Here is a 12,786-nt window from a genome sequence, read left to right on the forward strand (position 1 = left end):
GGACACCGGCGCGCCTCGCCGGCAGGCGCTGTGCGCTAGGGAACGGAAGGTGTGGGGCGACTGTGGGCCAGCTGAAGCGGGCTCGATCGGCGTGACGCGTGCCGGGCGGTGGGGGCGAGGACCGGTGGCAGAGCCCGCCGGAATCGGCGCGCGACCAGCCGCGCCAACCCGGGATGGGTGCCCAGCGGCTCGCTGACCAGGTCGGCGCCGCAGTGGTGCAGCCGTTGTTGGAACAGGCCGTCGGCCAGCAGATATGAGGCGACCACGACGCGTCCGCCGGTGCGCCGCGCCCGAAACCGTGCGCGGGCCACGGCCTCGGCCACCGGCGGATCACCGGTGGCCGCGAACGCCAGGCTCACCCGCGATCCGGTCAGCGCCGACAACAGCGTCGCGGTGGTGTGCAGATCCGCGCGGGCTCTGTCGTCCGAGGTTCCCGCAGCCGCCAGGATCACCGAATCGTCCGGACGCCAACCGCATTTCAGCAGCTGATCACCGACCATCCGGGCGATCTGACCGCTCGGGCCCAACGCGGGGGTGACGATCACGTTCGGGTGACCGCTGATCTCGACGTGCGAGGGTAGGTCGGCCCGCACGTGGTATCCGCGCGACAGGAACGCGGGCACCACGATGGCGGCCCGTTCGTCGGCCTTGGCGCGTGCCAGCACTTCCCCGGGGGTGGGGCCGACCACGTCGACGAACGCAACGTCCACTCTGCCGCGGACCAGCGTACTCACTTGTGCCGCAAGGCCTTCGATCATCACCACACCACCCTGCCTGCGGGTGCCGTGGGCTGCCAGGATCAATGCCATGAGGAATCTCCCGGCTGGTCGATCGCGAGCCGGTAGCCACGCTTGACCACCGTCGCGATGATGTTCTTGTCGCCCAACGCCGTTCGCAGCCGCAGCACCGCGGTGTCGACGGCGTGCGGGTCATTGCTGTTGCCGGGAAGTACCCGGAGCAAGTCGTTGCGCGCGACGACATCGCCGGGTCGTTGTGCCAGCGCCCGCAGGGTCGCCATGCTCGATCCGGACAGCGACTGCACCGAGCCATCGACCAGCACGCAGGTGCCGCGGATCTCGATGTCGTGCCCGGCCGCGCGGATGGTGCACGACCGCAGGGGTGGGAGCTCCTGGGCGATGTGGCGCGCCAACGCGCCCAACCGCATCCGCTCGGGCGACGACGTCGGAATCCCCGCCCGGATCAACGGCTGCGCGGTGACCGGGCCGACGCACATCGCGTGCACGTCGCTGCGAAGCGCTTGCAGCAGTTGATCTTCGACGCCCAACTCGCGGCTACGTTCGAGCAGCGCCGCGCCTGCGGGTGCCGAGGTGAAGGTCACGGCGTCGAATTGTCTGCGCGCGACCGAGGCGACGAGTTGGTCGAAGTCGCCGCCGGCGGGCGTCGGCTTCCAGCGGTATACGTGGATGGGGACCACCTGTGCGCCCGCCGCCCGCAGTCCGTTGATGAACTCCGGGAACGGATCCCATCCGTCCGCCGCCCCGTGCAGCTGGACGGCGATGCGCTTGCCGGCGACGTCCGACTCGAGGAGGTAGCGCAGGACCTCGCGCGATGACTCGGATTTCGGGGACCATTCCTCGTGCAGCCCGGCGGCGCGCAACGCGCCGGTCGCCTTCGGCCCTCGGGCCACGATCCGCGACTTGGCAAGCGACGCCAGCAGTTGGGTCGCCAGCCCCCAGCCGTCGGCCGCCGCGACCCAGCCGCGGAAGCCTATGCCGGTGTGCGCCACCAAGATATCGGGCGGTTCGGCGATCACCGCTTCGGTGTGATTGTGCAGTTCGGCGTCTTCGGGCAGCGCGATGATGTTGATGGCCGCGGCACTGGAGACCTCCGCGCCGTTACGGCGCAGCAACGCGCACAGCTCCTCGGCGCGGTTCGCCGACGTGACGGCGATCCGGTAGCCGGTCAGCGGCGCGGAGTCTGGTGGGGCCAGTTGCGGGGCCATATGGATTGTGTATGCCTGCGACGTTTCGGTTACGTTACCGGCCAATTGCTGCGGCATTGCCCGTGTTGCGAGGCGGCTCACACACGGGCGGCCTCCGCTTCGGGCGCCGACTCGGACAGGCCCTGGGCCGACGCGGGACGGCGCACGTAGACCATCCAGGTCATGATCGCCGCCACGACGTAAGAGGCCAAAAACACCCAGTACGCCGACGTTTCCGTGCCGGTGCTCAGGTATGACTGGCGAAGGGCCAGGTTGATAGCAACGCCGCCGAGCGCCCCGACGGCCGAGCAGATGCCGATCAGCGATCCCGACATCGCGCGGGCCCAGTGACGGCGTTCGTCCTCGCTCATGTCCAGCGAGCGGCTGCGCGCCTCGTAGACCGAGGGGATCAGCTTGAAGACAGAGCCGTTGCCCATGCCGGACAGGATGAAGAGCACCATGAAGCCCGCGACGTAGCCGATCATGCTGGCGGCGTGCGTCGCGGCGTGGTGATCGTCGAAGGTGCTGATGGTGACGAGGAGACCGGCAGCCAGGGTCATGCCGGCGAGGACGCCCAGGGTGACGCGGCTGCCGCCGATGCGGTCGGCCAGCCGGCCACCGTAGATGCGCGCCAGAGAACCGAGCAGGGGACCGAGGAAGGCCACCTGCGCCGCGTGCAGCGCCGCATGTTTCGGGCTTTCCCCGCTGCCGGCGAAGTTGACCTGCATCACCTGCCCGAAGGCGAAGGAGAAGCCGATCCAGGAGCCGAAGGTGGCGATGTAGAGCAGCGAGATCACATGGGTGTCGCGCTCGAGAAGGATCGAGCGCATGGTGCTCAGCTGGGTGCCGTGGTGGACGTTGTCCATGAACAGCGCGGCCGCGATGCCGACGGCCACCAGCATCACCAGGTACACCGCACACACCAGGTACGGCGCCTCGTGCCCGGCGGTGGCCAGCACCAGCAGGCCGACGAGCTGGATCACCGCGACCCCCAGGTTGGCGATGCCGGCGTTGGCGGCCAGCGCGCCGCCCTTGAGCCGCTGCGGGTAGAAGGCGTTGACGTTGGCCAGCGAGGCCGCGTAATTGCCCCCGCCCAGCCCGGTCATGGCCGCGCACACCACGAACGGCCACAGTGGCAGACCGGGATTGGCCAGCAACACAATCGTGCCGACCGTCGGGATCAGCAACACCAAGGCCGAGAACGTCGTCCAGTTGCGGCCGCCGAAGGCGGCGATACCCAACGTGTAGGGGATGCGGGCGCAACCACCGACCAGGGTTGCCACCGCGCCCAGCAGCAGCTTGTCGCCGGCGGAGAAGCCATAGACGGACCCCGGCATGAACAGGGCCATCACCGGCCACAGGGTCCAGATCGAAAACGCCACGTGGTCACCGGCGATGGTGCACAGGAGGTTGCGCCGGGCGACCTTCTTGTTGCCCCCCTCCCAGGCCGCCGTGTCTTCGGGATTCCAGTCCTCGATGCGGTGGTTGCGGCGCAGCCGGCCCTTCTTCGGTATGCCGCTCATGCTCGCTCACCCATCGAGGAAATCGGTTGCATCACAACGGCATCGCACGGTTTGACGTGCATAAAGCTCCCTCTCGTCAGGTCCTACGAACCGCGGCATCCCGGCCGCTGCTGCGCCAGGGATCCCCGCGCTACCCCGGCATCGGGCAAGCTGTTCGGGAGGCTGGCTTCAGACGCTTGGGCGCCCCGAAGGAAGGGGCGGGCCCCGTCTTACGGTCCGATGCTCACATTTACGACGCGAGCGGGTCAACCGGAACGGCCCGATATCGCCTGTTAGTTGTTTACCAGTTATCTGGTAAATCCCTGAGGGGCAAGCATTTCCCGAATACGCAGTTCGACAAACCCGAATGAGCGCCGCCATCAGGTGATTTCACACATACGCCCGACCCTGTGTGAGCTGGAATACGGTGTAATTCCAGCACCGGCAAAATGCGCCCGAATTGCGTTAGGAAAAAGGCCAACTCGCGGCGCCGGATTGGGTGCCCACCAATGTCCTGGGTCGCGCCCAGTGCAATCGCACCGTTTGGCCGGGCCGCACCTGAGCGATCTTGTCCACGTCCTCGTCGACCACCACGCCGACCACCGGATAGCCACCGGTGACAGGATGGTCGGGGCCCAGGATGACCGGTAAACCGTTGGGCGGCACCTGGATTGCGCCGCGAGTCGCCCCCTCGCTGGGCAGCTGCCGGTCCGGGTAACAGTACTGAAGGGGCCGGCCGGTCAGCCGCATCCCCACCCTGTCGCTTCGATCGGACGCGACCCAATCGGTGTGCACGAGCGCGTCGGGGTCGACGAACCAATCGTCGCGCGGCCCGGGAACCACGAACAGCTCGACAACATGGGCGCTGATGGCCGCGACCGGGGCTTGGTCCAGTTCGGGGTAGGCATCGGTGTGCTCGCCGATCGGCAACCGGTCGCCGGCCCGGAGCGGCGACGGGCCGATGGCCGACATCACGTCGTAGCTGCGCGAGCCCAGCACCGGCTCCACGCAGATGCCGCCGCGGATCGCCAGGTAGCTGCGCAGCCCGGCGCGGGGGGTGCCCAGCGAGATCACCTCACCGTCGCGCACCCGATGAATGCTGTTGGTGCCGAACTTGACTCCGTTGACGGTGGGGTCGGTGTCGGCACCCGTCACGGCGATGTCGACATCGCCGCCGGACACCCTGGCCGCGAAACCGCCGAACGTCACCTCCACGGTGGCGCGGTCGTCGGGGTTGACCACCAGCCGGTTGGCCAGCCTGTGCGCGCGCCGGTCGGCGGCGCCCGAACGGCTCACCCCCAGGTGGGCCAGGCCCGGACGGCCGAGGTCTTGGACAACGGCGAGCGGTCCGGTGCGGAGGATCTCCAAGGTCGGCATGGCTATCTCCTTAGCTATGGTGGCGGCCCTCTTCGCCCGGCTGCGCCGCGCTCGCGATCGGCCTGACTAAACGGCCCGGAACTGAACCCACATGCCTTGTGTCAACAACGCAGGGTTCGGGCGATGCAGGTCCCACAGCACGGCGTCGGTGCGGCCGATGAGTTGCCAACCCCCGGGGGACTGGCGCGGATATACGGCGCTGAATTCACCGGCCAGCCCGACGGAGCCGGCCGGCACCGAGGTGCGCGGATCCTGGTGGCGCGGCACCCGCAGCCGCGGGTCGCCGTCGACCAGGTAGGCGAAGCCGGGTGCGAATCCGCTGAATGCGACCCGCCACAGCGTGGCGGTGTGGGCGTCGATCACCGCGGCGACGCTCAAACCGGTGTGACCGGCGACCTCGGCGAGGTCGGGACCGTCGTAGACGACGTCGATGATCACGTCGGCGCAGGGCTCCGAGGAGGCGTCCTGGGTGGCGGCCACGCGCATTTTGCGCAGCCGCTGGCGAATGGCGCCTTGGTAGCGCGGGCCGTCGAGCTTCACCAGCACCGTGCGCGCCGCCGGGACGACGTCGACCACGCCCGGTATCGCCGCGGCGCGCAGCGCGTCCCCCCACGCCAGCACCTCGGCGGTACTACCGCATTGCACCATCAGCGCGCGGTCGCCGTAGTCCACAACGGTGTTGCCGACCAGCTCCGTCGGCAGGTTGTGGGCCAGGTCGCCGCTAAGATCCGTCACGCTCATTACTCGACGGTAACTCCGGAATCGTTGCCTGTGCGAGGGGTACGGACGGAATTTCGAGCACTGCCAGAGCTGCCTTAGCAAACGCTCAAACAGTCGCGACAAGCCCGCGGCGCTAGCCCAGAATCTTGGTGATCAGCGGGGGCAGTTGGTCGGCGATGACGGGGTAGCTCAGCGGCGACGCGAACGCGAGCGCGCCGGCCTGGTCCTTCGTCGTGAAGATGTGACGGTTCTGCGCGGTGGTGAGCGACCCGGCGACTTCGGGGTCGGCCAGGATGGCCTTCTGATCGTCCGGGTTCTGGGTCGTCCAGATCACCACGTCGGCGGACTCCAGCACCGATTTGATGTGATCGCGCGGAATGACGGCCCGCTGACCGCTGGCGAAGGGCTTGATGGCGTCGGAGATGACCAGTCCCATCTGATTCAGGAAATCCGTTCGCCAGCCCGCCATGGTGGCGGCGACGGTGCCCTGCTCCAGGGCGCCGTGCATCAGCAGCGCCTTCTTGCCGGTCCATTGCTGATTCTTCTTGCCGATGTCGGTGAACTTCTGGTCGACGCCGTCGACCAACGATTTCATCTGGTCGGCCTGGAAGACCGCCTGGCCGACGGTGGTGGCCTGTTCTTTCCACGGTTCGAAGAAGGCGTCGCCGTCCGATTGCGCGACAGTCGGGGCGATCGCGGAGAGCTTCTGGTACGTGTCGGCGTCCAGGCCGGCGTTGACGGCCACGATCAAATCCGGTTTCAGACCGGCGATCTGGTCGACGGGAATGCCGTTGTCCAGGTTCAGCACCGTCGGCTGCGCGCCACCGAGTTTGGGTGCGGCCCACGGCCAGACGGCGGAGGGCTGGTCACCGAACCAGTTGGTCACCGCGATCGGCACCACGCCGACCGCCAGCAGGTCGTCCTGCTCGGTGTAGCCGGCGCTGACCACGCGCTTGGGCGGTTCCTTGATGACGGTCTCACCGAAGAGGTGCGTGACCGTCACCGAACCCGGGGTTGCTCCCGGAGCCGGTTTGCGTGACGAGCACCCCGCCAAAAGCTCCGAGAACGCCGTCGCGCCGCCGACCGCGGTAACCCCGGCAGCCGCTGCGAGCTGCAAGAATCCCCGTCGATTCCATCCCTGTCGCATCGCGTGAGAGTATCGCGTTCCGCCCGCGCAGATGCGTCGCCGCGCGGTTGTGACCCCTCAGCCCAGCGGCATGCCGGCGTCCATGAAATCCAGGGCGCGATAGATCGTGTCGGCGGTCTTCGGCGCGCCGTCGAAGGCGGCCATCATGGCGCCCGTCAACGCTCCCGCGAACACCCGGACTTCGAAATCGTCTGCGGCACGGCCGATCCGGTGCGCAATCGCCTCCGCGGCGACGGTCACGGTGCGGTAGTACTCGTCGTACATCGCCGCCTTGAGCTCGGGTATCGAGAACATCAGACGCTGCCGGGTGCTCTCGAACTCCAGCTGGTCGTCGGGTAGCTGGGCCATGACGGCCTCGTAGGCCCTGCGGAAGGCCTGCGCCGGAGACAGGTCGCGCGGCTGGGCCTTCAGCGCGTCCAGGATCAGCGGGTCCAGGTCGTCGGCCAGCAGCAGCGATTCCTTGGACGGGAAATAACGGAAGAAGGTGCTCGGCGACACGTCGGCCGCCTCGGCGATTTGTTCAACCGTGGTGGCGGCGTACCCGTTCTGCTCGATGAGGCGAAACGCCTCGCGCCTGATGGCACGGCGGGTTTTGATCTTCTTGCGCTCCCGTAGGCCCAGGGGAGCCTCAGTCACCATGCGCCGATTGTCGCGCATCGGCCCCTCGCCGTGGGCGCGCGTTGCAGAGTTCTGACAAACGGGGACGGGCCGTTGCGAGTTCTGCGTATCGCCCACGTAACTGTGCACACCCCGACCGGTAACAGTGCGTCTTTAGCGTCGAGTGGTCACTGCTCGCGCCCCAATCAACTCAGGAGTCCCACCGGATGACCACGACCATCAGCCCCGTAACTCAGCCCGCGCCCGCGCGCGAGCGTCGTACGGGACGGCACTGGATCGATGACTGGCGGCCCGAAGACCCCGAGTTCTGGGAGACCACCGGCAGGCCCATCGCTCGCCGGAACCTGATCTTCTCGATCTTCGCCGAGCACGTCGGGTTCAGCGTGTGGATGTTGTGGAGCATCGTGGTGGTTCACATGACGGCCGGGGCGCACGGCCACCCCGCCCCGTCGGGGTGGGCGCTGACCGCCAGCCAGGCCCTGTGCCTGGTCGCCGTCCCCAGCGGAGTCGGGGCGCTGCTGAGATTGCCCTACACCTTCGCCGTTCCGCTGTTCGGCGGCCGCAACTGGACGACCATCTCGGCGGCGCTGCTGCTCATCCCGTGTCTGCTGCTGGCCTGGGCGGTGAGCCATCCCGGCCTACCGTTCGGCGCCCTCGTGGCGATCGCCGCGACCGCCGGTTTCGGCGGCGGCAACTTCGCCTCGTCCATGGCCAACATCTCGTTCTTCTATCCGGAGAAAGACAAGGGGTGGGCGCTGGGCCTGAATGCGGCGGGCGGCAACATCGGCGTGGCGGTGGTGCAGAAGGTCATTCCACCCATCGTCATCGCGGGCGGGGGGATGGCGCTGTCACGTGCCGGACTGTGCTACGTGCCGTTGGCGGTGGTGGCCGCGGTCTGCGCGTTCCTGTTCATGAACAACCTCACCGAGGCCAAGGCCGACGTGCGGCCGGTGCTGGAGTCGCTGCGGCACCCCGACACCTGGATCATGTCGCTGCTCTACATTGGCACGTTCGGATCGTTCATCGGCTACTCGGCGGCCTTCCCGACCCTGCTCAAGACGGTTTTCGGGCGTGGCGATATCGCCCTTGCGTGGGCCTTTCTCGGTGCCGCCATCGGATCGGTCGTCCGGCCCCTCGGCGGCAAGCTGGCCGACCGGGTCGGTGGCGCCCGCATCACGGCCGCCAGCTTCGTGCTGCTGGCGATCGGGGCGGCGGCCGCGCTGTGGTCGGTGCAGGCGGTCAACCTGCCGGCCTTCTTCACCAGCTTCATGTTCCTGTTCGTGGCGACCGGCATCGGCAACGGCTCGACGTACCGGATGATCTCGCGGATATTCAAAATCAAGGGCGAGCTGGCCGGCGGCGATCCCGACACCATGGTGGGGATGCGCCGGCAGGCGGCCGGCGCGCTGGGCGTCATCTCGGCGGTGGGTGCGTTCGGCGGATTCGTGGTTCCGCTGGCCTACGCGTGGTCGAAGTCGCAGTTCGGTGGCATCGAACCGGCGCTGCGGTTCTACATCGTGTTCTTCCTGGGCCTGCTCGGCGTCACGTGGTACCGGTACCTGCGCAAGCACAACGCGATCACGCGGGTGGGGATCTAGCCGAGACCAAGGGTCAGGTCGACGGCTTCTGTTTTCCGCCATAGCCGTCCCAAGGGCTGTAGTCGGCGATCAGTTCTTCCTGGGGTGGCCGTTGGTCTTCGGGGACGTGCTGCAGGTTGATCCGGATCCGGTACCAGATCGAACTCGGCCCTCTCATGCCATCGACCAGGACGTCGACCGGCTCCAGCCGGCGGGCCACGGCGGGATAGCGGTCGCGCCAGACGTCGAGCGCCGCCAGCGCCTCGTCTTTGGTCTTGGTGCGGGCGATCTCGATCAGCGGCATCGAGGACTGTCGCCTGCCGTCGCCGCGCTTGCCCGACCCCTTCGGCGCGCGTTCGGGCGGCCCCATCTCCTCGGCCAGCACCAGCAACCGGTCGAGCTCGCCGACGGCGTCGTCCATTCCCGCCCAGGGGTCACCAATTTCGGCGAACCGGGCCGGCACGGTCTCGATCGTGAACGCCTGGGGGTCGCAGCCGGCGACCTCGTCCCACTGCAGCGGAGTCGACACCCGGGCGTCCGGCGTCGCCCGCACCGAGTACGCCGACGCGACCGTGCGGTCCTTCGCGTTCTGGTTGAAGTCGACGAACACTCCTTCGCGTTCTTCCTTCCACCAGCGGCTGGTCGCCGCCTCGGGCAGGCGCCGCTCGACTTCGCGGGCAACGGTCTGCGCGGCCAGCCGCACCTGGCGAAACTCCCAGCGCGGAGCGATGCGGGCGTAAATGTGGAAGCCGCGCGACCCCGACGTCTTCGGCCACGCCGTCAAGCCGTAGTCCTCCAGCACCTCCCGGGCCACCAGCGCGACGTCCACGATGCGCCGCCAGGAGACCCCGGGCATCGGGTCGAGGTCGACCCGCAGTTCGTCAGGGTGATCGAGGTCTCCGGCCAGCACCGGGTGCGGGTTGAGGTCGACGCAGCCCAGGTTGACGGCCCAGGCCAGTCCGGCGGCGTCATGGATCACCGCCTCGGCGGCGGAAGTGCCTCGGGCGTACCGCAATTCGGCGACGTCGACCCAGGCGGGCCGCTTCGCCGGTGCGCGCTTCTGGAACACCGCTTCTTCGGTGATGCCCTTGACGAAGCGCTTCAGGATCATCGGGCGGCCGGCCACACCGCGCAGCGCGCCGTCGGCCACCGACAGGTAGTAGCGGACCAGATCGAGCTTGGTGTACGGACCCGAGCCGCGGTGCGCTTCGAACACGACCTTGTCGGGATGGGTGATCGACACCTGGTGCCCGGCCACCTCTAGCGAAACCGGACCCATGTTCATCATCGTAAGTCGATGGGTACATACCCCTCGTAATGCGACGGACGTCACATAGGGTGGAATCCATGCCTAATCTGATCGGCCTGCCCGGGCAGGCGGTTTCCAAGGTTCAGCAATACGCGGAGCGCGGTCTGGCGGAGCTCCACTATGTCCGCAAAATTCTCGAAGCCGGAGGCTTTCCGCTCGAGCCTCCCCAGAACCTTGCCGCGATGGTGAGCGACATCCGCAAATGGGGCGAGATCGGGATGCTTCCCGCCCTGCACGCCCGGCGCACCCCGGACAAGGTGGCCATCATCGACGATGACGGCGAGTTGACCTGGAAGGAGCTCGACGACGCCGCCAACGCGGTCGCCCACGCCCTGCTGGACAAGGGCGTCAAAGGCGGCGACGGCGTCGCGATCCTGGCCCGCAACAGCCGCTGGTTTTCCATCGCCGAGTTCGGGTGCGCCCGAGTCGGTGCTCGCATCATCCTGCTGAACAGTTCGTTCTCCGGGCCACAGATCAAGGAGGTGTCTGAGCGCGAGGACGCCAAACTGATCATCTACGACGATGAATACTGCGAGGACGTCAGCAAGGCCGACCCGCCACTGGGCAAGCTGCGGGCGCTGGGCACCAATCCCGACTCCGACAAGAAATCGGGCAGCAAAGACAAGACACTCGCCGACCTGATCGAAGGCAGCAGCGGCAAGCGCGCACCCAAGGCGGACAAGCATTCGTCGATCATCATCCTGACCAGCGGCACCACCGGCACCCCGAAGGGTGCGAATCGCAGCACGCCGCCGACCCTCGCACCGATCGGCGGCATCCTGTCGCATGTCCCGTTCAAGGCGGGCGAGGTGACGGCGCTTCCCGCGCCGATGTTCCATGCGCTGGGCTTCCTGCACGCCACCATAGGAGCGTTCCTGGGCTCGACGCTGGTGCTGCACCGAAAGTTCAAGCCCGATGTGGTGTTGACGGACATCGCGAAGTACAAGACGACCGCGATCGTCGTCGTCCCGGTGATGTTGTCCCGGATGCTGGACGCCCTGGAAAAGATGGATGAGAAGCCCGATCTGTCTTGCCTGCGAATTGTGTTCGTCTCCGGCTCCGCGTTGAACGCCGACGTGGCCGAGAGGGGTCTCAAGGAGCTCGGGGACGTGATCTACAACATGTACGGCTCGACGGAGATCGCTTTCGCCACGATCGCCGAACCCAAGCACCTCAAGCACAACCCGTCGACGGCGGGACCGGTGGTCAAAGGCGTCAAGGTCAAGATCTACGACGAAAACGGCAAGGAGCTGCCGCAGGGCGAAGTCGGCCGCATCTTCGTCGGAAACGCTTTCCCGTTCGAGGGTTACACCGGCGGCGGCAAGAAGCAGATCATCGACGGGCTGTTGTCTTCGGGCGACGTCGGCTACTTCGACGAGCACAATCTGCTTTACATCAGCGGCCGTGACGACGAGATGATTGTGTCGGGCGGCGAGAACGTCTTCCCCGCGGAAGTCGAGGACTGTTTAAGCGGACATCCCGACGTGGTGGAGGCCACGGCGATCGGTGTCGAAGACAAGGAGTGGGGTCACCGCCTGCGCGCCTTCGTGGTCAAGAAGGACGGCTCCGATGTCGACGAGGACACCCTGAAGAAGCACGTGAAGGACCAGTTGGCCAAGTACAAGGTGCCGCGTGAAGTGGTCTTCCTCGACGAGCTGCCGCGCAATCCCACCGGGAAGATCCTCAAGCGCGAGTTGCGCGAAATGGACGTCGATTAGCCCCCGTTCGGGCTAGCGGGCGTCCCGTGGTTGGCTGGGTCAGCGGCGGTCTTTGATGGCGCGGGTGATCTGCGCCGTGAGTTTGGGGTCCACCAGAAGCTGGTCGATGAGCGCGGTGAGGACCTCCTGCCCGGTCACCCGGGCGACTCCCAGCCGGTCGGCGGCTTCACGCTGCCAGATGTCGAGGGCGCGGTGAGTGGCTGCCGACAGGTCGACGGTTCGGCGCGTCCGCTGGGTGCGTCCCTGCTGGCCCGCCGCCGGCGGGCTGGCGATCCGCTGGCCGCCCTGTCCGAGACTGAGGCGCTCGGTGGGGGCCGCGTCTCCAGTGGGCCCGCTGGCGGGGTTGTGGGCGCGAAAGGCTCCGGCGCTGGGTCCGTTGTGGCTGCTGTTGAAGTTCACTTCGGTTGTCTTCCTCCGTGAGTGCCAATCAGTAAATCAGCGCTCGGTGCCGTTGTGTCAATACTGATTCTGTCACCGACGCCAGCGTAAGTCGCGTCGCGTGGCCGCCGCCTTCCCGTTCCGGTGCCGCACGGATGGGGACGCAGTCGCTGGGGCGCGACGGCGCCCCGCGCCGCAGATTCGTGACCTAAAACCTAAAGGTAGCTGTTTGCTGCGAGTGATTAAATCGCTGTCGCAAATGGTGCGGCTTGTTGTTTCCGGCAGGGCGTGTGATACAGATATAAGCCCCTGCGGAATGCCTGACATCAGTAGACGCGTAGTCCGTAAAACAGTACATCAGTAGATAGGGCGTACACTGCAAGAATAGCCAGACGAAGCCGAAGAGACTCAGTATGTGTGAATAACCGAATTGCGCAAATACGCAAAACGAACCAGCTCAAAATTGGGTCGCACCAACGCCATTGTTATCCAATTCAC

11 protein-coding genes are annotated in these 12,786 nt (G+C 67.0%); 2 read left to right on the forward strand and 9 right to left on the reverse strand.

Annotation, left to right across the window (positions count from 1 at the left end; translation table 11 throughout):
- Positions 1-35: 35 nt before the first annotated feature.
- From AC5Y4H_RS16075 to AC5Y4H_RS16105, 7 genes are all read right to left on the reverse strand, one after another.
- Entirely contained in the window at positions 36-809 is a 774-nt protein-coding gene (locus AC5Y4H_RS16075) for a sirohydrochlorin chelatase (protein WP_499983173.1), read from the reverse strand.
- The gene (locus tag AC5Y4H_RS16080) at positions 800-1,951 is read right to left on the reverse strand and encodes a uroporphyrinogen-III synthase (RefSeq protein ID WP_499983264.1); all 1,152 of its coding nucleotides are present in this window, start codon (positions 1,949-1,951) and stop codon (positions 800-802) included. The genes AC5Y4H_RS16075 and AC5Y4H_RS16080 overlap by 10 nt, the downstream gene beginning before the upstream one ends.
- 89 nt (positions 1,952-2,040) lie before the next feature.
- Positions 2,041-3,438 (reverse strand): nitrate/nitrite transporter, encoded by a 1,398-nt coding sequence (locus AC5Y4H_RS16085; protein ID WP_499983265.1) that lies wholly within the window; start codon positions 3,436-3,438, stop codon positions 2,041-2,043.
- Between the two features lie 471 nt (positions 3,439-3,909).
- On the reverse strand, positions 3,910-4,821 hold the full coding sequence (locus AC5Y4H_RS16090) for a 5-oxoprolinase/urea amidolyase family protein (RefSeq protein WP_499983174.1): 912 nt from the start codon (positions 4,819-4,821) through the stop codon (positions 3,910-3,912).
- A gap of 66 nt (positions 4,822-4,887) precedes the next feature.
- Positions 4,888-5,562: a 5-oxoprolinase subunit B family protein gene (locus tag AC5Y4H_RS16095; protein ID WP_499983175.1), complete on the reverse strand. Its 675-nt coding sequence runs from the start codon at positions 5,560-5,562 to the stop codon at positions 4,888-4,890.
- A 112-nt stretch (positions 5,563-5,674) separates the two neighbouring features.
- Complete coding sequence (locus tag AC5Y4H_RS16100) at positions 5,675-6,688, reverse strand: ABC transporter substrate-binding protein (RefSeq protein WP_499983176.1); 1,014 nt, start codon at positions 6,686-6,688, stop codon at positions 5,675-5,677.
- Between the two features lie 57 nt (positions 6,689-6,745).
- Positions 6,746-7,327 carry an acyl-CoA-like ligand-binding transcription factor gene (locus AC5Y4H_RS16105; RefSeq protein ID WP_499983177.1) on the reverse strand — a complete coding sequence of 194 codons (582 nt, stop codon included), beginning with the start codon at positions 7,325-7,327 and terminating at the stop codon, positions 6,746-6,748.
- Between the two features lie 185 nt (positions 7,328-7,512).
- Between AC5Y4H_RS16105 and AC5Y4H_RS16110 the strand changes: the two genes are divergently transcribed.
- The gene (locus tag AC5Y4H_RS16110; protein ID WP_499983178.1) at positions 7,513-8,904 is read left to right on the forward strand and encodes a NarK family nitrate/nitrite MFS transporter; all 1,392 of its coding nucleotides are present in this window, start codon (positions 7,513-7,515) and stop codon (positions 8,902-8,904) included.
- A 13-nt stretch (positions 8,905-8,917) separates the two neighbouring features.
- Here the strand turns inward: AC5Y4H_RS16110 and AC5Y4H_RS16115 are convergent, their stop codons facing one another.
- A complete protein-coding gene (locus tag AC5Y4H_RS16115) occupies positions 8,918-10,171 on the reverse strand; it encodes a DNA polymerase domain-containing protein (RefSeq protein WP_499983179.1) in 1,254 nt (417 codons plus the stop codon).
- A gap of 59 nt (positions 10,172-10,230) precedes the next feature.
- Between AC5Y4H_RS16115 and fadD2 the strand changes: the two genes are divergently transcribed.
- Entirely contained in the window at positions 10,231-11,910 is a 1,680-nt protein-coding gene (gene fadD2 / locus AC5Y4H_RS16120) for a long-chain-fatty-acid--CoA ligase FadD2 (RefSeq protein WP_499983180.1), read from the forward strand.
- A 39-nt stretch (positions 11,911-11,949) separates the two neighbouring features.
- Here the strand turns inward: fadD2 and AC5Y4H_RS16125 are convergent, their stop codons facing one another.
- Positions 11,950-12,309 carry an ATPase gene (locus tag AC5Y4H_RS16125; RefSeq protein ID WP_499983181.1) on the reverse strand — a complete coding sequence of 120 codons (360 nt, stop codon included), beginning with the start codon at positions 12,307-12,309 and terminating at the stop codon, positions 11,950-11,952.
- Positions 12,310-12,786: the final 477 nt, after the last annotated feature.

This window comes from Mycobacterium sp. NGS58 (assembly GCF_059812385.1).